This is a genomic window from Mesorhizobium tianshanense (assembly GCF_007830515.1).
Classification (GTDB): Bacteria; Pseudomonadota; Alphaproteobacteria; order Rhizobiales; family Rhizobiaceae; genus Mesorhizobium; species Mesorhizobium tianshanense.
The window spans coordinates 1-19,822 of sequence record NZ_VLKT01000056.1 but is presented as its reverse complement, the minus strand read 5'-3'; the positions used below and the strand labels follow the sequence as shown (position 1 = coordinate 19,822).

Below are 19,822 nucleotides of genomic sequence, written 5' to 3'. Positions count from 1 at the left end.
ATGAACTGGCAAAACGCGATCATTACACGTATCGAGACGCTGTCGCCGCGCGTGAAAAGCTTCTTCTTTCGTCGCCCGGAGCCCTTTTCGTTCCGGCCCGGTCAGCACGTTTTGCTGCGGCTGACGGCACCAGACGGTTATCGCGCCCAACGCAGCTACTCGATCGCCTCCGCGCCAGGGCTTGGCACAGCAGAAGAGCTCGAACTCGCGATTGAAAGGTTTGATGACGGCGAGGTCTCACCCTTCATGCATGACGTCGCGCAGGTGGAAGATGAAATTGAGATAGGCGGCCCTATCGGTGGACACTTCAACTGGAGCCCTGAGGACGGCGGCCCGGTGCTTTTCATTGGCGGCGGCTCGGGCGTGGCACCATTCATGTCGATGCTGCGTCACCGAGCAGCAATTGTATCGCAGGTACCGGTAGTTTTGGTGTTTTCGGCCCGGTTACGCGAGGATCTACTGTTCTTTGACGAGCTTTCGAAATTGGCGGCTTCAGGCGACGGCTTCAGCCTGATGGTGGCACTGACACGTGAGGCCGGAGCGCATCCATTCCGGGCTGGCCGTATTGATACCGAATTCATCGCTGGCATCGTCGGGGCCATGAAGATGCCGGTGCGCCAGGTTATGATCTGCGGTTCACATCCGTTCGTCGAGACAGCGGCCGAGGGAACGATCGCGGCCGGAATAGATCCGGCCATAATCAAGACTGAACGCTACGGCGCGACCGACGTACAAGCGGAGGTCCGGCGACTTGCCGGCGCCTTGAAGCGCTAGTCAGGAGACCGCTATGACCGGATCTTCCAATTTCGATTTAATGCCGACCCGCTACGTCGCCGGACTGATCGGCGGCCCGGTCGGCGCCCTCATCGGGACGCTGGACGGCGCGGCGCGCAAGGCTCGCCGGCGGTTTCGACCGCAGCCTGCCCGCGGCACCGTTCGAGATCGCGATTGCGATCATGGCGCTGCGCAGGTCCTAGGAGGCGTGTCATGAACGATAGCTTCGACGCCATCATCATAGGAGCCGGGCAAGCGGGACCCTCCCTGGCTGGACGCTTGACAGCCGCAGGTCTCAAGGTCGCTCTGATCGAGCGCAAATTCTTCGGCGGGACCTGCGTCAACACCGGCTGTATGCCCACCAAAACGATGGTCGCCAGCGCTTATGCCGCGCATCTCGCCCGGCGCGCGAACGACTACGGCGTCTCGTTGGAAGGCGAGATCGCAGTTGACATGAAGAAGGGCCACGCGCGTGCAGCCAAAATATCGCTCGATGCCCGTTCGGGCCTCGAGAACTGGCTGACCGGTATGGAGAACTGCACCGTTATCCGGGGCCATGCCCGGTTTATCGGACCGCACGCGGTCGAGGTCGGCGGCGAAACGCTCTCGGCGCCGAGGGTATTCATCAACGTCGGCGGCCGGGCGGCGAGGCCGGATATACCCGGCATCGACTGGTCAAGGTCCTCGACAACACCGACATGGTGGCGCTGGATCAGGTGCCGCGCCATCTTGTCGTGGTAGGTGGTAGCTATGTCGGGCTCGAATTCGCCCAGATGTTCCGCCGTTTCGGCGCCGACGTCACCGTCGTGGAGAAAGGTCCCCGTTTGGTCTCGCGCGAGGACGAAGACGTCTCCGCCTCGATCAAAGACATTCTCGAACGCGAAGGTATTACGATCAGACTCGACGCCGAATGTATCCGCTTCGAGCCACACGGCGATGAAATCCGCGTCGGCCTTCACTGTGCGCGCGAGCCCCGCGACGTGGTCGGCAGTCACGTGCTACTCGCTGTCGGGCGCCGCCCCAACACGGAAGACCTCGGCCTCGAGGAGGCAGGAATCACGCGGGACGCTCGCGGCTTCGTCACGGTCGACGACCGTCTCTCAACCAATGTCGGAGGTGTCTTCGCGCTCGGCGAATGCAACGGCCGCGGTGCTTTTACCCACACGGCATACAACGATTTCGAAATCGTCGCAGCCAATCTGCTCGACGGCGAAGCCCGCAAGGTCAGCGACCGGGTGCCGGGCTATGCGCTCTACATCGATCCGCCGCTGGGGCGCGCTGGGATGAGTGAGGCGGAAGCGCGGAGAGCCGGTCTGTCCGCTCTCGTCGGCACGCGGCCGATGACGCGTGTCGGGCGCGCTGTCGAGAAGGGCGAGACGCTTGGATTCATGAAGGTCGTCGCGAATGCCGAGACGGGCAAAATCCTCGGCGCCGCGATCCTGGGGCCAGGCGGCGGCGAGGCCGTCCACGGCATACTCGATGCCATCAACGCCGGCACGCCATATCGGGAATTTCAGTGGGCTGTGCCGATCCATCCAACGGTCTCAGAGCTCATCCCAACTGTGATCGGTGCAATGGAGCCGAAGGTTTAGGCGACGACCGCTCCCGAGAACGGCTTCGATGCGATCCGAACGTGCTAACCTGTATGCTTGAGGGGAGATGTTCGCGCTGTGCTGAGTCAGCGTCCCGCGCTATCTGGTCTTTGGGCGAGTGCATCTGTCACCGTCCTTTGTGCCTCACCGCGCAATCTGGGAAGATGCATTTGGCTTTTGACTTATCGCACTGCGTCCGCGCTCCCAGGTGAGCCGCCCGAAGCCAGCCGTGGACAGATCCGCCAGCAGGAGCAGCGCCACTGGTCGCGGCCGAGTTCGATCCGCAGGAAGGGACTCTATCAGGTGCTGCGTCGTTCGGTGATTAGGCGTGCACCGCGGTCGAATGTGACATAGGCCCATGCCCAATCGAGGAAAACGACGATGCGGTTGCGGAAGCCGACCAGGAACCAGAGGTGCGCAAAGCTCCACAGCAGCCAGGCGATGAACCCGCTCAGCCTGATCCAGCCGAAATCGGCGACGGCTGCCTTGCGGCCGATCGTAGCGAGGTTGCCATAGTCGGTGTAGCGGAACGGACCGATCGGTCTTCCCGCAAGCCGCCCCTTGATCAGCCTTGGCGACATATTTACCCATCTGCTTGGCCGCCGGCGCAATACCCGGCACCGGCTTGCCGTCCTCGCCCACCACGAAGGCGGTGTCGCCAATGACGAAGACCTCAGGATGCGCCGGCAGACTTAGATCCTCGCAGACGATAACGCGGCCGGAGCGGTCGGGTTCGGCCTTCAGCCACTTGGCGGCGCGCGAAGCCTGCACGCCGGCTGCCCACAACACGCAGGCCGACGCGATCGCACGGCCATCAGCCAGCACGACGCCGTTCTCGTCGCATTGCGTCACGGCCTGGCCGAGCCGCACCTCGACGCCGAGCCTTTCCGGCTGCTTCTTTGCCGACGCCGACAGGCTTTCCGGAAATGCCGGTAGCATACGCGGTCCGGCTTCGGCCAACACAATACGAGCGGTCGAGGAGTCGATACGGCGGAACTCGCTGACGATCGCCTTGCGCGCCAACTCGGCGATCGCGCCGGCGAGCTCGACGCCGGTCGGCCCACCGCCGACGATCACAAAGGTCAGCAGCCTGGCGCGCGAGGTGGGGTCTTCGTTCACCCCCGCCTTCTCGAAGGCCGCGAGGATGCGGGCACGGACCTCGGTTGCGTCGCCGATAGTCTTCAAGCCGGGCGCCAACTCCTCCCAGTCGTCATGGCCGAAATAGGCATGCCGCGCGCCGGTGGCGACGACGAGGCAGTCATAGGGGACGCGCCGGCTCCCCGTGATCACCAGACGCGCGTCCTTGTCGATGTCATCGACCTTGTCCATCAGCACGGTCGCATTCTTCTGGCGCCTCAGTATGTGTCGGATCGGCATGGCGATTTGGGCGGGCGACAGGCCAGCAGTGGCGACTTGGTAGAGCAGCGGCTGAAAAAGGTGGTAATTGCGGCGGTCGATGACGGTCACTTCGACGTCCGCCTTCTTCAGCCCGATTGCCGCGTTGATGCCGCCGAATCCGGCCCCAATGATCACGACGCGCGGCCTCCGTGCCGGAGCGACATGCCCACCGCTCATGACCTGCCCGGCCACTATCGCCCCGGTTTCGTCGAGCGCCCGCAACGTCGTTCAACTCCGACGGGACGAGCGCCCGGCCGGATGATCGAGCGAGATTGTGCCAGCGTCGCGCATCTGCACGAATACGCAAAACGTTGTTGCCGGCCGTGAGATAAGTTCCCGGAATTTCATGGCCCGATTTTCCGTTCGATAGTCAACGCAATCCGGTAATGGAAGACGGCATCACCGGCAGCCACAGGTCGATCGCAGTTCCTTGGCACGGGGTGCTTGTGATCGACAGACCACCACCTTGACTTTCCATGAGTTGGCTCACCATTGCCAGGCCGAGGCCTGTTCCGTGACTTTTGGTCGAGAAGTAGGGCACCCCCGCACTTCGCAGCGTCGCCTGGCTCATGCCGATACCGGTATCGGCAACCGAAAGGCGGATCATCGGTTCGCGCGTCGCGGCACTGCTACCGGTCTGTCGATCAATGGCGGCGGCAACGACAACCTCGCCGCCGTCCGGCATTGCATCGCGGGCGTTGAGCATCAGATTAAGCAGTGCCCGTTCCATAAGCTGCCGATCGATGAAAGCAGGAGCAAGATCTTCGGCAACATCGAACCGAAGGATGATATCGGCAGGCAACACGCTCGCCAGGATTGGCTCGATAAACTCCAGAAGCTGGCTAATATTGACCGCCGAAGGCTGGAGTTTCCGGGGGTTCGCAAAATCAAGCAGCTGCCGTGCCAGTGTTTTGGCGCGGAACGCACTGAATAATGCTGCATCGATGCGCCTGAGTTGGCTTGGGGAGCCCATCTTGTGAGTTTGCATTTCCTCTAGGATCGTGACGATCGGGGTGAGGAAATTGTTGAAATCGTGGACGATCGACGCGAGCAATACTCGCGGATCGGTCCCCGATCGCGCAGTGCTGTTCTCATGCACGCTGCGATACCGGGATGTCAGAGGCTGTTTTTCGATCATGTCCTCTCTCCATCGGAGTGGCCGGAAGAACATCTCTGGAAACTCTCGCAGGCTGACGGTGGCGAGGCGAAGCCACTGACCGTCGAGCTGACGGCTTTCCTGACGCGATTTCCAGTGCGCTTCTTACATCCGCTTGGTACGGATGCAATGAACAGAATTGGTCAATCGAGCAGGCAAATCTATTGGACGATGGTATCCTCAATACTTTTGCATCGGTTTGCGCGAGTGTGCCGAGCGCGCGGAAAGCCAAAGTCTTACCGGATGCTTAGAATGATTTTCACATTCGGTCCCTCTGCTTGTCACGCTGCGGGTCCAATAGTTTTGGGACCTATACGTTGGTGTGACCCATGTTGCCGTAACGGCAGATTTCGGTTAGGGTTTGGATCGCGCGATTGCCGCAACATGGCAGACGGATCCGATGCCAAAGCACTCATAGTAGAGGGTTTCCAATCGGGTGTGGCGAAAGCCTCGTACGGGTTCGATTCCCGTATCGCGCACGACTAATCACTGGTCGCCCAACCACTCAGATTTTCAACTGGTCGGTTCGGACTCATCCGCGACACCAACCCAGGGGCTGTAATTAGATCGGGGTAAGAGCGAGCGTTCGGAGTCCTTCTCGCAGCTAATAGCAACGCTGGTCAAGTCGTGCAGCGCGGTCCTTCACCCGCCACAACATGGTCAAGAGGACATGTTCGAGCGGCATGCGCTATTCATCGCGGGGAGATACTTATGGACGGATGTCCCGGCCAGATACCGAAAGATAATGGCAACTCGAAGCGCTATTGACCTTCGGCAACTCCGGCGAAGCCGGCTGGTGCTGAGCCTCCGTCTCGGAAATGGGCAATCGCAAGGTCACGGTCGTGCCGACGCCTGGTTCGCTTTCGATGTAGAGGCGTCCTCCTGCCCCATGGACAAAGCTCATCACCATTGGCAAGCCAAGGCCGCCTAATCCGGTCGTCTTTGTGGTGAAAAAAGGATCGGTGGCACGGAGCAGCGTATCCTTGGTTATGCCGAACCCGTTGTCTGTTACACGTAGCTCAACATCCGTCGCGACCTGCCCTTCATAGATAAGAGCAGCGACGAATGAGATCACGCCGCCGTTCGGCATTGCGTCGCGCGCATTGAACAGCAGGTTCATGATAGCGCTTTGAAGGCCAACACGACTGCATGTCACAACTGGATTAGCCGGGCTGATCTGTAGATCGAAACGAATATTCGGCTCCCAAGTATTATTGAGGAGAGTCTCAATCTCGGTCAGGCTAGCCAGCAAACTGAATGCCTCAACCGTCGTGTCGTCTTCGAATGCCAGACGCATGGTTTGCGGGACGAGGATCGGGCTGTCGTGTGCAGATTTCATGGTCGTGGCGATCCAGAAGTAGCAACGTGGCTAGGAGCGAACCGTTGTGAGAACTAGAACCCTCTCTGCGGTGCAAATAGGCACACCGTGTGCCCGTCATTTGCTCCGGCCACCGAACACCAATGAAAAACGCCATCGGGGCTGTTCTTAATGCGGCTGTCCGTGTAGGCAATCACCTCCCCGGTACCCTCGATGACGTAGCCTTCCGGCCGCTCTCTGATGGCGTTTTCTGCGACTTCACGGCAATCGTAGCCGGAGCAACAGGAGAAGGGATAAGTCCATCCGTGCGGCTGCGCGGTGGTTGGCAACGCGTCATGCGCCCGCGCATCTGGCGCCATGAGGAGTCCGCAAGCGCCGACCACAAAGGCGATGCCCAGAGCCGGCAGCGTCATGCCCGCCAAGCCCTTGTGGCGCGCCGGCTTGCTGTCGCTGTCCACGTCGCATTTGATACGGCAGCGGCAGAGCGGATCACTGGCATGGCAGCGGCAGAGCGGATCACGTTTGCAGTCGAGTGCGTGCTTCAGTTTCATATCAGAACTCCTGTACTGGCCGCAGTCGCTCCAGTGATCGGCAAAGGCCGCCTGCGAGCTGTGGAAATCGACTCTTGAAGGCACTAAACGGAACACGCCGCTGGCGCCCCTCTTTGCCGAAGTCCTACATCATCATCACCGGTCGCCGCGCGGTCTCGGCGTGTCGACCATGACCTTGCTGCGCGCGTAGGCTGGGCCGGGGCCGCGCATGTAGTGAAGCTCCGGCCGGTAGTGTGGCGCGACGAATTCACGAAACTCTGATAGAATCGGCGCGATGAGAGACAATTGTTTCATGACGCGATTTCCTTATCACGGAGAACATCTCCATAGTCGGATGCTATGAGCAGGTTCAATCAAATGTGGAGGCAAATCTATTGCACGATGGTGTCGTCAATACTTTGGCATCAGTCTGGGCCGCTAAGCGTGGCATAAGCTGCAGTCCTGATTGAAGCGGCCGTCACGAAAAGAGGCTTCCGTGTCGGCCCCAAGTTGATCTTGCCTCTTTGCTCGGCGGCCGTCGTGGCGATATCGGCCGCAGTCAGCCGTTCAAGATACTAGAGCGTGCCCCGGGGGTTGCCGACGTGACCCTTTGTTGGCGCAAAGGGAACAAGGCGCGAAAGGGCTTCCACGTCGTAGTTCAAGGTAGTTCAAGAATGCACAGACGTGATGCACCTCGCTGAATTCGGAACCTGCAAAGAGCGTCAGACTTTCTAGAGTTCGCGTCTTCTCGCATTTCTGCGCACCCGTTGAGCGACCGGGTTGCGGGCTACCCGCTCTACATCGACCCGCCGCTGGGACGCGCCGGCATGAGCAAAGCGGAAGCGCGGGTGGCCGGCCTCTCCGTTCTCGTCGGCACGCGGCCGATGACGCGAGTCAGCCGCGCTGTCGAGAAGGGCGAGACGCTCGGATTCATGAAGGTTGTCGCCAACGCGGAAACGGGCAAGATCCTCGGAGCCGCGATTCTCGGGACGGGCGGTGACGAGGCGATCCACGGCATCCTCGAGGCAATTAACGCAGGCACACAGTATCGCGACCTTCAATGGGCAGTGCCGATCCATCCGACGGTCTCGGAGCTAATACCAACTGTGATCGGTGCAATGCAGTAGAGTGGTCAGGCGGGTACTCGCCACGAAGGCAGCAGTGGAGATCCGATACCAAAGTCTCATAGACCTTAGTGGGGGTAAGTCCATACTACGTGAGTGAGTTCCATCGTCCGGCGTGGGCGTGGGCTAATGACTGGCGCGAGCGCTCCGACTCTAGCCTGGGCAATTCGGGCCATCGAGGTGTCCACGTGGCCAAATCCGCTACCATGTGGCGTTTCGCTGGAGAGGTGACGATCCCACGGGACGCTTCACAGAGGCCGGGGCATGAAGTCAGATTCTGCAGAGATCGCAATTCCGTCCGATGTTCTTCGGAAATGGCAGCGGATCGCCGACCTCTTGGCAAATATCGTGCACGTGCCGTCGGCGGTGGTGTGCAAACTCGAACCGCCGCATTACACGCATTACAGAATCCTGGCTTCTAGCAACTCGGAGGGAAATCCTTTTCCAGTCGATGATACTTTCTCGATGAATATCGGTACCTTTTGCGAAGCTGTAATCAAGAGCCGCGAACCGCTGCTTGTTATCGACGCCTTGGAAGACGATCAGTGGAAGCTGGCTCCTGAGATCCAAGTGGGGATGGTGTCGTATTTGGGGTTCCCCGTTGTCTGGCCTGATGGGCGGATGTTTGGAACCATCTGCGTCCTTGATGATAAGGCTAATCGATACAGCGACCTCTACCAGGAACTCCTATTGCATTGCCGCGATGTCCTGCAAGCGGACCTGCAGACGCTGGTCCGCTTCGGCAACGAGCTCGAGGATCAAAAGGCACATCTCAGTGAACTGTTCGCGCGGGTTCCAGAAGCTGTTGTCATGGTCGATGGCGACTTCAGGATTACGCGTGTCAACCCGGAGTTCACGAAGATTTTTGGGTACACGGCAGAAGAAGCGATCGGTCAGGGAATCAAGGAACTCATTGCACTGGACGATCGTCAGGAGGAGGTCGAAGGTTTCTTGTATCGGATGTTCCATACGGGGGAGGCATTCGCCGTTGAGACCATCCGCAGACGTAAGGACGGCAAGCATGTGCCAGTCTCCCTTATCTGCGTTCCGGTTCCATCCAATAGTGGTGGGAGGGTTGGGTACGTGATCTATCGCGATATGACAGATACGAAGCGCCTCGAGGATGAGCGGCGGCGATACCACGAAATTCAGTTGGAACTCGCACACGCAAGCCGAATCGCGACGCTAGGGCAGTTGTCCGCGTCGATTGCGCACGAAATTAACCAGCCGCTGACAGGCATCATTACGAACTGCGGTACCTGTTTGCGAATGCTGACCAGCGATCCCCAAGACCTTGACGGAGTGCGAGAAGCCGTGCGGCGCACCATGCGAGACGGTGACCGCGCCTCGCAGGTTATTACGCGGCTGCGTGCTCTGTTTAGCAACAAAGAGCCCGCATTTGAGCCAGTGGACCTTAATGAGGCGGCGCGAGAGGTGATTGCGCTGTCGCTTGGTGAGATCCAGAACAGTCAGGTGATTTTGCGGACTGAACTCGCCGACGACCTCCCGTGTGTCTCGGCAGATCGCATTCAGTTGCAGCAAGTCGTCCTGAATCTGCTACGGAACGCGTTGGACGCTATGACAACGGTCGATGATCGTCCAAGAGACTTGCTGATCAGAACCGAACGGGAGGAAGGGGATTCGGTGCGGTTGAGCGTGAAGGATGCGGGGGTCGGTTTCGACCCTCACACTATGAAAAAACTATTCGAGGCTTTTTACAGTACGAAGAATGCCGGGATGGGAGTCGGACTTGCAGTGAGCCGCTCGATTATTGAGAACCATCATGGCCGCCTATCGGCGGCTCTAAACGATGGCCCGGGGGCTACGTTTTCGTTTTCTGTTCCGCGGCCATGAGAATGCCGGTTCGCCCAGTCCTGATCTGCGGTTCGAATCCTTTCGTTGGAGACGGCGACCGAGGGGGAACGTTCGCGGCTGGAATAGATCCGGCCTTGATCAAGACGGAGCGCTACTGGTTGCCAAATCCCTAGTTAATGTGCGATTCCGAGCCTCGCCGCCATGTTGACCAGGTCGGGGAGAGAGCGAGCCTTCATTTTACGCATCACCTGGCCTCGATGTGCCTTCACGGTGATCTCGCTGATACCGAGCTCGAAGCCGACCTGCTTGTTCAGCAGGCCGGTGACCACCAGCGCCATGACCTCTCGCTCCCGACGGCTAAGGGATGCGTGACGATCCCGCAGCGCATGAATCTCAGAGTCTAATGCAAGCACGCTCCTGCTGCGCTCGAGCGCCTGCTCGATCGCAGTCAGCAGCACCTCGTCGCTGAACGGCTTCGTGAGGAACTCGACAGCCCCGGCCTTCATCGCCTTGACGGTCATCGGCACGTCGCCGTAGCCCGTGACGAAGATGATCGGCATGTCGGTCCGTTCGACGGAGACGAACCGCTGCAGATCGAGCCCGCTGAGATCCGGGAGATTGACGTCCAAGATCAGACAGTTCGGAACCAGCGGACGGGGACAAGCCAGGAATCCACGCGCCGACTCAAATGTCTCCGGCTGCCACCCAGCGGAGCGGATCAGCAATTCGAGGGACTCGCGCACGGAAACATCGTCGTCAACGACGAATACGAGAGGTATTTCGTGCGACATGGATGCCGATCTCGCTCCGTCGCCCAGTGCAGTCGCCAAACGCGTAATCATTGCTTATATCTCCACGAGATGGCCACAAAATGGCGTGACGCTAGGGCTCACTGAGCGCTGAACTGAGCGCTTCCTGAAGGGCCGCATCGCTGAACGGCTTGAATAGGCACTCCACCGCGCCTCGCTCGAGCAAACGCGGCCGAACGGTGTCGTCCCGATGCGCAGTGATGAAGACGATCGGAATCGGAAGGCCCCGACGTTTGAGTTCCCGCTGCAGGTCGGGGCCTGTCATCCCTGGCATGGAGACGTCGAGGATCAAGCATTTGGTCTTGTCGACAATATCAGACGCCAGAAACTCTTCCGCCGAGGAGAACGCCCTCACGCTGAAGCCGAACTCCTTGATCAGATCGGGTAGCGACTCCCGTACGGACTCGTCGTCATCGACGACCGATACGAGTGGATGCGCAATATTCATGAAATCCCCGCTACACTTGGACACTGCTGGTGATGGACGCCCCCGCAGCGCTGATATCTTGCGCGGGTGCCTCATCCCCTGAGTACTTGGGGATGGAAAACGAAAACGTGGCCCCGGGTCCATCATTGGATGCTGCCCACAAGCGGCCGTTATGGCTCTCGATGATGGAGCGGCTGACGGACAAGCCGATCCCCATACCGTCGTTTTTGGTCGTGTAGAACGCCTCGAAAAGCCGCTCCGCAGCTTCGGACGTCAGCCCGACGCCGGCGTCCTGCACGGTCAGACGTACATGATTGTCCTCGTCCGCTTCGGTCTTCATAAGCAGCCGCCTTGGGCGATCGTCAACACCGCTCATTGCATCGGCAGCATTACGCAGCAGATTCATGATGACCTGCTGAAGCTGCACGCGGTCTCCGCCTGCAAGCGGAAGACCGTCGGCAAATGCGGTGCGTAGAACCACCCGGCTTCTTTGAAGATCACTCGACAACAGATCGATCACCTCTCGTGCAGCTTCGTTGAGATCGACGGGCTCGATCGACGGGGTTCTCTTACTGAAGAGTGCGCGCAGTCGCGTGATCACGTCGGCTGCACGGTTACCGTCGCGGATGGTGCGTCGCGCGGTCTCCCGCGCGCCGTCCATGTTCGGCGGATCGGCGGCCAGCATACGAAGGCAGGTGCCGGCATTGGTTATGATGCCCGACAGCGGTTGGTTGACTTCATGGGCAATCGACGCCGTCAACGCTCCGAGGCTCGTAATCCTGCTGACATGTGCGAGTTCCGAACGGGCCTTGCTCAGTGCCTCGTCCGCGAGCCGGCGCTCCGTCACGTCCTGGACCGCAGCTAGGCACTCAAGTCCGCCATCCTGGTGACGGACCACACGACCAAAGGTGCGCAGGTACTTCACCCTATCATCCGGCATGCGAAGCCGGATCTCGTAACCCGGATAGCCGTGGCCAGCGCGAACCCGATCTAATTGCGCCGACAGCGAGGGCATGTCGTCCGGGTGGACTCGCGCACGAAACTGCTCGAGCGTTACAACGGCATTCGGGTCAAACTTGAATATACGACAAAGTTCTTCCGAAAACGCGATCTCGTCCGTGTCCACGCGCCAAGAGAAGCTGCCGGTCGAACTGAGCTGTTGACCTTCGGCGAGCAGCGTTTCACTGCGCCTAAGCGCCGCTTCAGTCCGCGAACGTTCGATGGCGATGCTCGCGAGGTGCGTCGCATGAGCGATGAGACTTTGATGCTGCGGCGACGGGCTGGCAGGCTGGCGCTGATAGAGGCAAAGTGTGCCAAGGATACGTCCATTTTTTGCATAAATCGGCGTACTCCAGACCGATCTCAATCCGTGCTCCAGAACGTGGATTCGAACAGAGGAGTCGCGCCACCGCGGATCCGTATCCATGTCCTCCGCGACTACCTGTGCCTTCTCACGGACTGCTATCGCGCAGGGCAAAGCGTCGCCGTTAAGAGAGAGCCCAGCAATCGGGTCGGTGTAACTGGCAGGAAGCGAGGGCGCCACGCTGTATTCAATGCTTGGGCCGCTCCAATCGATCGGGTGAACATCACAATAGCAGCCGGGGCCAGCCTCTTCGACCATCTCGCATAGTGCGCTGAGAACATCACGAAGCGGACTGCCCGACGCAATCATCTCCAGCAGATGCTTCTCTCGAGCAAGGTTGGTCTCCGCGCGTTTGCGGTCATCGATATCAGTATTGACCCCATACCATTTGACGATGTTCCCGGATGCATCGCGCAATGGGTTGGCGCGGAACAGGAGCCATCTATATTCGCCGTCAAACCGGCGCAGCCGCGCTTCGGCCTCTCCTGGCTTTCCGGAAGTCATGATTGCCTGCCACGTGGCCGCCAGCCCGCTGAGATCGTCGGGATGAACGGCGACGGTCCAGCCCCAATTCTGTGCCTGCTCGGCCGAAAGACCGACGTAGTCGAGATAGTGCTTGCTGAAGAATTCGGCTGAACCATCAGGACGAGCCGACCAAGCGAGAGCCGGAATAGTGTCGATGATTAGTTTGAAACTGCGCTCGCTCTGACGAAGCGCTTGCTCGGCGCGCTTCCGGTCGTCAATGTCGATGCTTACTCCGTACCATTTTAGGATATTCCCGGATTCGTCGCACAGCGGATTGGCACGAACTAGAAACCATCGATAAATGCCGTCGAAACGGCGGAGGCGTGCCTCAGCTTCCCCCGATTTTCCGGATGCTAAAATGACCTCCCAAGCAGCAGTAAGTCCGTCCACGTCGTCTGGATGGACCGCCGCTGTCAGGTCCCAGTAATCGGACAGCGCAGTTGTCGGCACCCAATCCTTTGATTGACCGATCGAAAGGCCCGCATAATGAAGATAGTGCTGGTTGAAGAATTCGGTGGAACCATCTGGGCGGGCAGACCATGCTAGAACGGGAATCGTGTTGATGATCTCGTTGAGATTTCGCTCGCGCGCCGTGAGGGCTTCTTCGGCGCGCTTGCGCTCGTCAATGTCAATGAGCAGGTTGTACCAGCGGACGATGCGCCCGTTCGTGTCCCGAAGCGGAAATCCGCGAGACTGAAACCAGCGGTAGACGCCATCGAAACGTCGAGCGCGGACTTCGTCTGTGAAGGGCTCACCCGACGCGATCGATCGCGTGAAGTACTCGACGGCACGCGGTAGGTCCTCCGGGTGTGTCATATCGCTGGTTGCCCAGCGCTTCAACTCCTCAAGTGGCTTGCCAAAGAACTCGATGATCTGGCGGTTGACGAATTCGAGCTCACCATTTGGCGTAAAGGCCGCGATCATGCCTGGAATACTGTCCACGATCGATCGGGCATAACTTTCGCTTGCGCTGAGCGCGTCCTCAGCCCGCTTGCGATCGTCGATATCGACCAGCAAATGAAACCAACGGAGGATGTTGCCTTGCGGATCACGCAAAGGCAGGCCAAGGACGTTGTGCCAGCGATAGACGCCGTCAGCACGGCGGTGGCGGCTCTCGACATTGTAGGTGCGGCCCTTCCGGTGCGCATCCAGCTGAGCAGCGATCGTCCGCTCCAGGTCATCCGGATGGACAACGTCAGAGGCCTTCCAGCCTTTCAGTTCTTCGAATGTTTTGCCAAAGTAATCGAGGGTGAGCTGATTGAGGCCCTCGACCTCGCCCGACGGTGTGGTCACGGCGACCGGCATCGGAATGCTGTCGACGATCAGCTGAAAATCAAGCTCGCGCCGCCTAAGGGTCTCCTTAGCTCGGCGAAAATCGTCGACGTCCGTGCCCACTCCACACCATTTAATGATCTGTCCGGCATCGTCCCGCATCGGACTGCACTGGACGCGGAACCAATGGTACTGCCCATCGAAGCCCCGTACGCGCGCTTCCAAGTCGCCGGGCTCGCCAGTCGCCAGAATCGATCGCCAGCGTTCGAGTACCGTGGGCATGTCGTCTGGATTTACCGCGGCCTGCCACTCCCAGCCATGGGCTTCATCGAGGCTGAGACCGGTGTAGTCGGACCAGCGTCGATTGGCGAAGTCGAAATGCCCGTCGGGCTGCGCAGTCCACACCATGGCCGGAAGCGCGTCGAAGACGCGGCCGAGATCCATCTCCATTGCCATCCTTTCGCGTGTGTCTGCGCGCATGAGCATGCGCCGGGCCAATCCAAAGGTCTATTGTGCCTTGGTGTCGGTTTTGGGCGGTAAATAGGTGTCTCGCCGTTCCACCAAGACAAAAGTATTGCCGATACCATCGTGCAATAGCTTTGGCTGCTCTGACAGTCGATCTGTGTGCCCAGAGGAAGACATCATCCCAGTGAGCGGGGCGGCCCGCTCTCCTCCCGAGGCGCGGACCGGGGAATCGATCCCGGTCCGCCGCATGTGAACTCGCGCGCCTCAGCCGCGCAACCGAACAGGAGCAAGAACAATGTCTACGAGCCTCAAGGGCATTGCAGTGGTGACGGGCGCCTCCTCAGGGATTGGCGCGATCTATGCGGACCGATTGGCACGCCGCGGTCATGACCTGATCCTCGTGGCGCGAAGCCAAGAGAAGCTGGCCGAGGTGGCAAAGCGTATTGCCGGCACGACCGGCCGCGCCGTCAACGTCGTCGCGGCCGACCTCAACAACAAAGCCGATTTGAACCGCATCGAGGCGCTGCTCGCCACAGATTCCGGCATCACCATGCTGGTCAACAACGCCGGCGTTGGCGCCGTCGCGCCGCTGCTGGAGTCTGACACCGACGCCATGGAGGAGATGATCGCGCTTAACGTAACGGCGCTCACCCGTCTCACCTACGCCGTGGTCCCGGCGTTCGTCGCCCGCAGCGGCGGCACGATCATCAACATTTCGTCGGCCGTTGCCATCGCGCCGGAAATCCTGAACGGTGTCTATGGCGCGACGAAAGCCTTCGTGTTGGCGCTCAGCCTGTCGCTCCACAAGGAGCTCGCGAACAAGAACGTGCATATCCAGGCCGTTCTGCCCGGTGCGACCGCCACGAACTTCTGGGACGCGGCAGGCAGCTCGGTAGAGCAGTTGCCGGAGCAGATGGTCATGCGGTCGGACGACTTGGTCGACGCCGCGCTTGCCGGCCTCGACCAGGGCGAACTCATCACCATACCCTCGCTGCCTGACGCGGCCGACTGGCTCGCCTACGAGGCGGCGCGGCAGAAGCTCATCCCGAACCTGTCCCTCAACCTCGTGCCGGCACGCTACCGGATCGCTGCGGCGGCGTAACGAGGCACTCCCGAAAACTAAACCCAAGGAGAGCCGCTACGGCTCACAACGCAGGTCGAACCATATGATCAGAAAGGTCCCACACGCCAGCCCTATTCTCGTGACCGGAGCGGCCGGCGATATCGGAGCTATCGGCCGCCACGTCACCGCAATGCTACTCGCCAAAGGTCACAAGGTGCGCGCGTTGGTCCGGCGCGAGGATGAACGCGCTGAGCGCCTGCGACAACTCGGGGCCGAGGTTGTGCAGGGCGACCTGATCGATCTTGCCTCGATGCACCGGGCCGTCGAAGGTTGCCGGCACATCTATTTTGGAATGTCAGTCTCTGCGGCTTATCTCGAAGCCACGGTCAACGTCGCCGCCGTGGCGCGCCATCATGGCATTGAGGCGTTCGTGAATATGTCGCAGATGACGGTGACCCAGATGAGCATCATTGAGACCACTGACAGCCCGCAGCACAAGCTGCACTGGCTTGCCGAACAGGCATTGGCGTGGTCGGGGCTGCCGATCATCACACTGCGGCCAACGGTTTTCCTGGAAAGCATTTTCCTGCGTCTTGCCGCTGCTGGCGTGAGAGACCGCGACGAATTGGCCCTCCCGTTGGGCAACAGCAGGACATCGCCGATTTCGGCTGTTGATGTGGCACACGCGGTTTCCGTGATACTCGACGATCCTGCCCACCACATCGGCCGAGTGTACAATCTTACCGGTTATGAATCTGCGGATTTGGACCACTTCGCGCGCGCATTCTCCACTGCGCTTGGCCGTACGATACGCTATCGCGATGTGCCGATCTCGCCGTGGGTCGACAAGCTCCGCGAGCTTGGAGTGCCGACGCATCTCGCTAAACATCTGGCAGTAATGGCCGAACTGCATGCAGCGGGCCGGTATGATCGTATGACAGATGACCTGTCGAACCTCACCGGAAGAAAAGCGACGAGTGTATACGAGTTCGTGAAATCGAACGCCGCTGAATTCACGCGGGTTGAAGTCCCAGCCTGAGCGGCTGGTCGCCTTTCCGCCACCGCCCTCGCATCCGCAATATCAAAGGTTCGGTCATGAATAGGAATCAATATCTCGAGCGAATCGATCACCGCCGCCGCGACCTCTTCGGCGCTGCCGCGATGATTGCAGCAGCCCCGTTGATAATGGCCGCGTCGGCAGACGCGCAATCCAGCGCGACGGATGGCACAGGGGCGACGACCATCAAGCCAGGTACGAACACGTCGTTCGGCTCGTTGAAGCAGATCGAGGCCGGTGTGCTAAATATTGGCTACGCGGAAATCGGTCCCAACGACGGACCGTCGATCATCCTACTGCACGGCTGGCCGTACGACATCCACACATATGTCGACGTCGCCCCCATCCTTGCGGCAAAGGGACTTCGGGTCATCGTGCCCTACCTGCGCGGCTACGGCACAACACGCTTCCTGTCAAACGAGGCTCCGCGCAATGCCCAGCAGTCAGCATTCGGCACCGACGTTATCGCTCTGATCGATGCGTTGCGGATTGAGAAAGCCACGATTGCCGGCTGCGACTGGGGAGCGCGAACCGCGAACATCATTGCCGCGCTTTGGCCGGAACGCTGCAAGGCAATGGTCTCGGTGAGCGGCTATCTAATCGGCAATCAGAAGCTCGGCATGATGCCGTTGCCGCCGAAAGCCGAGTTGCAGTGGTGGTATCAATATTATTTTGCCACTGAACGCGGTCGCGCCGGCTACGAAAAATACACGCGCGATTTCGCGAAGCTGATTTGGCAGATCGCTTCGCCGCAGTGGAGTTTCGACGATGCCACATTCGAACGGAGTGCGACGGCATTCGACAATCCGGATCACGTCGACATCGTGATTCACAACTATCGCTGGCGGCTAGGACTGGCTGACGGAGAGACGCGGTATGACGAGTTGGAGCAGCGGCTCGCCAAGGCGCCGGTCATCACCGTGCCGACGATCACCCTTGAGAGTGACGCCAACGGCGCGCCGCATCCGGAACCAAGCGCGTACGCCAACATGTTTTCGGGCAAATACGAGCACCGCACCATCTCAGGCGGCATAGGTCACAACCTGCCCCAGGAAGCGCCTGAGGCTTTTGCTCAGGCAGTGATCGATGTTGCTGGTCTTTGATCGCGATCCGGAAGCAACTTTCTGCGACTACTACGGTCAGCCGGTTCTCGAAATTGAATGTGGCCGGGTAGCAGGCGGACCACCGGATGGATCCAATTATGGAAACTTGGCAGGCGGCCCTGTCAAAGCCGTCACAAACATTGACTCGCTTTCTGGTTTCACGACAGTTGCTACCTTCGCGACGGTTTCGAGCGTTCTGTGAACGGGGCACTTGGCGGCAATTTCCGCAATCTTCGCGCGAAGCTCTTCGGAGACCTCGCCCTCTACCGAAATGACGCGCTCGAAGCGGTCGATCCTGGCGCCACCGCCTCGTTCCGCCTCCGTGCACTCCTCGCAGTCCCGGGCATGGATTTTGGCGTGCGAGACGTCGACGCTGATGCGCCCAAGTGTCAGCTTTTTATGTTCGGCATAAACGCGTAGTGTCATTGATGTGCAGGCGCCTAGCGCAATCGACAGGAAATCGTAGGGCGAGGGTCCGGAATCGAGCCCACCTGCGCGTTCGGGTTCATCGGCAAAGAGGCGATGCCGGCCCGCCTGCACCGCATTCTGAAACTTACCTTCGCCCGTCTCAGTGACGCCGACATGCTCGACCGGCGCCATGCCTTGCGGTTCGTCGGGGGTGAGATAGTGCGTCAGCCATCCTGAAATGACCCGCGCCGCGAAGATCGCGTCTTCGGGCTTGGTGAGAAGATGGTCAGCCCGGTCGAGTGAGATAAAGCTTTTTGGATGCTTCGCCGCCACGAAGATGTTCGTGGCGTTTTCGATCCCCACCGTCTGGTCAAGGGGTGAATGGAGGATGAGGAGCGGCTTTTTCAGAGCCGCAACAGCGTCGCTGATGCGCTGCGCACGCGCGTCATCGACGAACTGCTTTTTGACAAGGAACCTGCGCCCGGCAAGATCGACTTCCGCCTCACCGCTCTCTTGGATCTCCTTGAGGCTCGTTCCGAAATTCTTCAACACGTGGGCGACATCGGCCGGCGCGCCAATTGTGGCGACGGCACGCACCTCGGGAACATCTTTGGCCACCGCTAGGACAGCCGCTCCTCCGAGCGAGTGGCCGATAAGCAAAGACGGTGCCTGGTAGTGATTGCGCAGATAGTCGACGGCCGAAAGAAGGTCGGCAACATTTGAGGTGAAATTCGTCGAGGCGAATTCGCCCTCGCTCGACCCCAAGCCGGTGAAGTCGAAGCGCAGGACAGCGACACCTTCACGCGCGAGCTCCGCCGCTATACGGCGCGCTGCCGCCAAATCCTTGGAGCATGTGAAGCAATGCGCGAATAAAGCGTAGGCACGCAGCTGTCCGTTCGGCAGATCGAGGCGAGCGGCCAAAGTCGCGCCGGAATGGCCGGCAAATTGAAGCCGTTGCGTATGGATAGCCATCGTTGGAGTCCTTCGTTGTTACGGACGGAGAAAGTATTCCAACATACAACACGAAGGTCTGCTTGTGTCGGTCAGCGGACCTGATGATGGTCTATGGCGGCGGCGTCGATCCCCTGAAGCTCAAATTCGACTGCAGCCGTTGCAAAGCGACGGTGAAGATCGCCTTACTCGAGGTGCACCCCGAGCATCTGCCCAAGCGCTTATTGATCCACAGCCGATGAAGATTGACGGCAAGATCCATTGGCACACCGAACAGTTCCAGGGATGAGTAAAAGGCTGGACACCGCAATCCCTCATCGACGCCAAGATGCGGCTCACTGAACCGCGCCGGGTTTTCCAGAGGCCGTTTCGTTTGAGTCACGCGGCCATGGCTGGTTCTTCCAGCATGGCATAGTAGCGTTCCTCGGCTTCGGCCGGCGGGATGTTGCCGATGGGCTCCAGCAGCCGGCGATTGTTGAACCAGTCGACCCATTCCAACGTCGCGAACTCGACGGCCTCGAACGAGCGCCATGGTCCGCGTCGATGGATCACCTCGGCCTTGTAGAGGCCGTTGATCGTTTCGGCGAGAGCATTGTCGTAGCTGTCGCCGACACTGCCCACGGACGGCTCGACGCCGGCCTCAGCCAGGCGCTCGGTGTATCGAATGCTGAC

16 protein-coding genes, 1 tRNA gene and 3 pseudogenes are annotated in these 19,822 nt (G+C 59.8%); 10 read left to right on the top strand and 10 right to left on the bottom strand.

Annotated features, from left to right (window positions below; translation table 11 throughout):
- The 3 genes and pseudogenes from IQ26_RS31415 (at nt 1) to IQ26_RS31405 (ending at nt 2,366) form a co-directional block, all read left to right on the top strand.
- On the top strand, nt 1-774 hold the full coding sequence (locus IQ26_RS31415; RefSeq protein WP_145722272.1) for an FAD-binding oxidoreductase: 774 nt from the start codon (nt 1-3) through the stop codon (nt 772-774).
- A gap of 13 nt (nt 775-787) precedes the next feature.
- The gene (locus tag IQ26_RS31410; RefSeq protein ID WP_145722271.1) at nt 788-991 is read left to right on the top strand and encodes a hypothetical protein; all 204 of its coding nucleotides are present in this window, start codon (nt 788-790) and stop codon (nt 989-991) included.
- Nucleotides 988-2,366 (top strand): annotated as a pseudogene (locus tag IQ26_RS31405) (FAD-containing oxidoreductase). The gene IQ26_RS31410 and the pseudogene IQ26_RS31405 overlap by 4 nt, the downstream one beginning before the upstream one ends.
- Nucleotides 2,367-2,665: 299 nt before the next feature.
- Here IQ26_RS31405 and IQ26_RS31400 read toward each other — a convergent pair.
- Nucleotides 2,666-3,941, bottom strand: a pseudogene (locus tag IQ26_RS31400) (NAD(P)/FAD-dependent oxidoreductase).
- Between the two features lie 193 nt (nt 3,942-4,134).
- On the bottom strand, nt 4,135-4,902 hold the full coding sequence (locus tag IQ26_RS31395) for a two-component system sensor histidine kinase NtrB (protein WP_240547323.1): 768 nt from the start codon (nt 4,900-4,902) through the stop codon (nt 4,135-4,137).
- 386 nt (nt 4,903-5,288) lie between these two features.
- Here IQ26_RS31395 and IQ26_RS39280 point away from each other — a divergent pair.
- A tRNA-OTHER gene (locus IQ26_RS39280) sits at nt 5,289-5,399 on the top strand.
- Nucleotides 5,400-5,629: 230 nt separating this feature from the next.
- Here the strand turns inward: IQ26_RS39280 and IQ26_RS31390 are convergent.
- The 3 genes from IQ26_RS31390 to IQ26_RS39840 form a co-directional block, all read right to left on the bottom strand.
- Nucleotides 5,630-6,259: a sensor histidine kinase gene (locus IQ26_RS31390; RefSeq protein WP_145722269.1), complete on the bottom strand. Its 630-nt coding sequence runs from the start codon at nt 6,257-6,259 to the stop codon at nt 5,630-5,632.
- Between the two features lie 53 nt (nt 6,260-6,312).
- A complete protein-coding gene (locus tag IQ26_RS31385; RefSeq protein ID WP_240547322.1) occupies nt 6,313-6,789 on the bottom strand; it encodes a hypothetical protein in 477 nt (158 codons plus the stop codon).
- 135 nt (nt 6,790-6,924) lie between these two features.
- Nucleotides 6,925-7,083, bottom strand: a complete 159-nt coding sequence (locus IQ26_RS39840) for a hypothetical protein (RefSeq protein ID WP_167522718.1) — start codon at nt 7,081-7,083, stop codon at nt 6,925-6,927.
- A 452-nt stretch (nt 7,084-7,535) separates the two neighbouring features.
- Here IQ26_RS39840 and IQ26_RS31380 point away from each other — a divergent pair.
- Nucleotides 7,536-7,895: pseudogene (locus tag IQ26_RS31380) on the top strand (pyruvate/2-oxoglutarate dehydrogenase complex dihydrolipoamide dehydrogenase); the annotation flags it as partial.
- Between the two features lie 261 nt (nt 7,896-8,156).
- Nucleotides 8,157-9,746, top strand: a complete 1,590-nt coding sequence (locus IQ26_RS31375; protein ID WP_145722268.1) for a GAF domain-containing sensor histidine kinase — start codon at nt 8,157-8,159, stop codon at nt 9,744-9,746.
- A gap of 134 nt (nt 9,747-9,880) precedes the next feature.
- Here IQ26_RS31375 and IQ26_RS31370 read toward each other — a convergent pair whose 3' ends face one another.
- From IQ26_RS31370 to IQ26_RS31360, 3 genes are all read right to left on the bottom strand, one after another.
- A complete protein-coding gene (locus IQ26_RS31370; protein WP_145722292.1) occupies nt 9,881-10,498 on the bottom strand; it encodes a response regulator transcription factor in 618 nt (205 codons plus the stop codon).
- 91 nt (nt 10,499-10,589) lie between these two features.
- Complete coding sequence (locus IQ26_RS31365; RefSeq protein WP_145722267.1) at nt 10,590-10,964, bottom strand: response regulator; 375 nt, start codon at nt 10,962-10,964, stop codon at nt 10,590-10,592.
- A 10-nt stretch (nt 10,965-10,974) separates the two neighbouring features.
- Nucleotides 10,975-14,553, bottom strand: coding sequence for a PAS domain-containing protein (locus tag IQ26_RS31360; RefSeq protein WP_162458125.1), 3,579 nt, complete (start codon nt 14,551-14,553; stop codon nt 10,975-10,977).
- A 310-nt stretch (nt 14,554-14,863) separates the two neighbouring features.
- Between IQ26_RS31360 and IQ26_RS31355 the strand changes: the two genes are divergently transcribed.
- The 3 genes from IQ26_RS31355 to IQ26_RS31345 all read left to right on the top strand — a co-directional run bounded on the left by IQ26_RS31355 (nt 14,864) and on the right by IQ26_RS31345 (nt 17,791).
- Nucleotides 14,864-15,670, top strand: coding sequence for an SDR family NAD(P)-dependent oxidoreductase (locus IQ26_RS31355; protein WP_145722265.1), 807 nt, complete (start codon nt 14,864-14,866; stop codon nt 15,668-15,670).
- 64 nt (nt 15,671-15,734) lie between these two features.
- Nucleotides 15,735-16,670 carry an NmrA family NAD(P)-binding protein gene (locus IQ26_RS31350; protein ID WP_145722264.1) on the top strand — a complete coding sequence of 312 codons (936 nt, stop codon included), beginning with the start codon at nt 15,735-15,737 and terminating at the stop codon, nt 16,668-16,670.
- A 56-nt stretch (nt 16,671-16,726) separates the two neighbouring features.
- On the top strand, nt 16,727-17,791 hold the full coding sequence (locus IQ26_RS31345) for an alpha/beta fold hydrolase (protein WP_145722263.1): 1,065 nt from the start codon (nt 16,727-16,729) through the stop codon (nt 17,789-17,791).
- A 96-nt stretch (nt 17,792-17,887) separates the two neighbouring features.
- On the opposite strand, the gene IQ26_RS31340 is transcribed toward IQ26_RS31345, so the two are convergent.
- Nucleotides 17,888-19,171 carry a bifunctional alpha/beta hydrolase/OsmC family protein gene (locus tag IQ26_RS31340; RefSeq protein WP_145722262.1) on the bottom strand — a complete coding sequence of 428 codons (1,284 nt, stop codon included), beginning with the start codon at nt 19,169-19,171 and terminating at the stop codon, nt 17,888-17,890.
- 83 nt (nt 19,172-19,254) lie between these two features.
- Between IQ26_RS31340 and IQ26_RS31335 the strand changes: the two genes are divergently transcribed.
- On the top strand, nt 19,255-19,392 hold the full coding sequence (locus tag IQ26_RS31335) for a hypothetical protein (protein ID WP_240547321.1): 138 nt from the start codon (nt 19,255-19,257) through the stop codon (nt 19,390-19,392).
- Nucleotides 19,393-19,528: 136 nt separating this feature from the next.
- On the opposite strand, the gene IQ26_RS31330 is transcribed toward IQ26_RS31335, so the two are convergent.
- Nucleotides 19,529-19,822 (bottom strand): integrase core domain-containing protein (locus tag IQ26_RS31330; RefSeq protein WP_145722261.1); only part of this gene is annotated, 294 nt, incomplete at its 5' end.

Bases quoted from the DNA above. Each gene is read 5' to 3' on its own strand.
- IQ26_RS31350 (WP_145722264.1), top strand. From the start codon at position 15,735: ATGATCAGAAAGGTCCCACACGCCAGCCCTATTCTCGTGACCGGAGCG.
- IQ26_RS31365 (WP_145722267.1), bottom strand. From the start codon at position 10,964: ATGAATATTGCGCATCCACTCGTATCGGTCGTCGATGACGACGAGTCC.
- IQ26_RS31410 (WP_145722271.1), top strand. From the start codon at position 788: ATGACCGGATCTTCCAATTTCGATTTAATGCCGACCCGCTACGTCGCC.
- IQ26_RS31415 (WP_145722272.1), top strand. From the start codon at position 1: ATGAACTGGCAAAACGCGATCATTACACGTATCGAGACGCTGTCGCCG.
- IQ26_RS31375 (WP_145722268.1), top strand. From the start codon at position 8,157: ATGAAGTCAGATTCTGCAGAGATCGCAATTCCGTCCGATGTTCTTCGG.
- IQ26_RS31360 (WP_162458125.1), bottom strand. From the start codon at position 14,553: ATGGAGATGGATCTCGGCCGCGTCTTCGACGCGCTTCCGGCCATGGTG.
- IQ26_RS31345 (WP_145722263.1), top strand. From the start codon at position 16,727: ATGAATAGGAATCAATATCTCGAGCGAATCGATCACCGCCGCCGCGAC.
- IQ26_RS31370 (WP_145722292.1), bottom strand. From the start codon at position 10,498: ATGTCGCACGAAATACCTCTCGTATTCGTCGTTGACGACGATGTTTCC.
- IQ26_RS31385 (WP_240547322.1), bottom strand. From the start codon at position 6,789: ATGAAACTGAAGCACGCACTCGACTGCAAACGTGATCCGCTCTGCCGC.
- IQ26_RS31395 (WP_240547323.1), bottom strand. From the start codon at position 4,902: ATGATCGAAAAACAGCCTCTGACATCCCGGTATCGCAGCGTGCATGAG.
- IQ26_RS31390 (WP_145722269.1), bottom strand. From the start codon at position 6,259: ATGAAATCTGCACACGACAGCCCGATCCTCGTCCCGCAAACCATGCGT.
- IQ26_RS31340 (WP_145722262.1), bottom strand. From the start codon at position 19,171: ATGGCTATCCATACGCAACGGCTTCAATTTGCCGGCCATTCCGGCGCG.
- IQ26_RS31335 (WP_240547321.1), top strand. From the start codon at position 19,255: ATGATGGTCTATGGCGGCGGCGTCGATCCCCTGAAGCTCAAATTCGAC.
- IQ26_RS39840 (WP_167522718.1), bottom strand. From the start codon at position 7,083: ATGAAACAATTGTCTCTCATCGCGCCGATTCTATCAGAGTTTCGTGAA.
- IQ26_RS31355 (WP_145722265.1), top strand. From the start codon at position 14,864: ATGTCTACGAGCCTCAAGGGCATTGCAGTGGTGACGGGCGCCTCCTCA.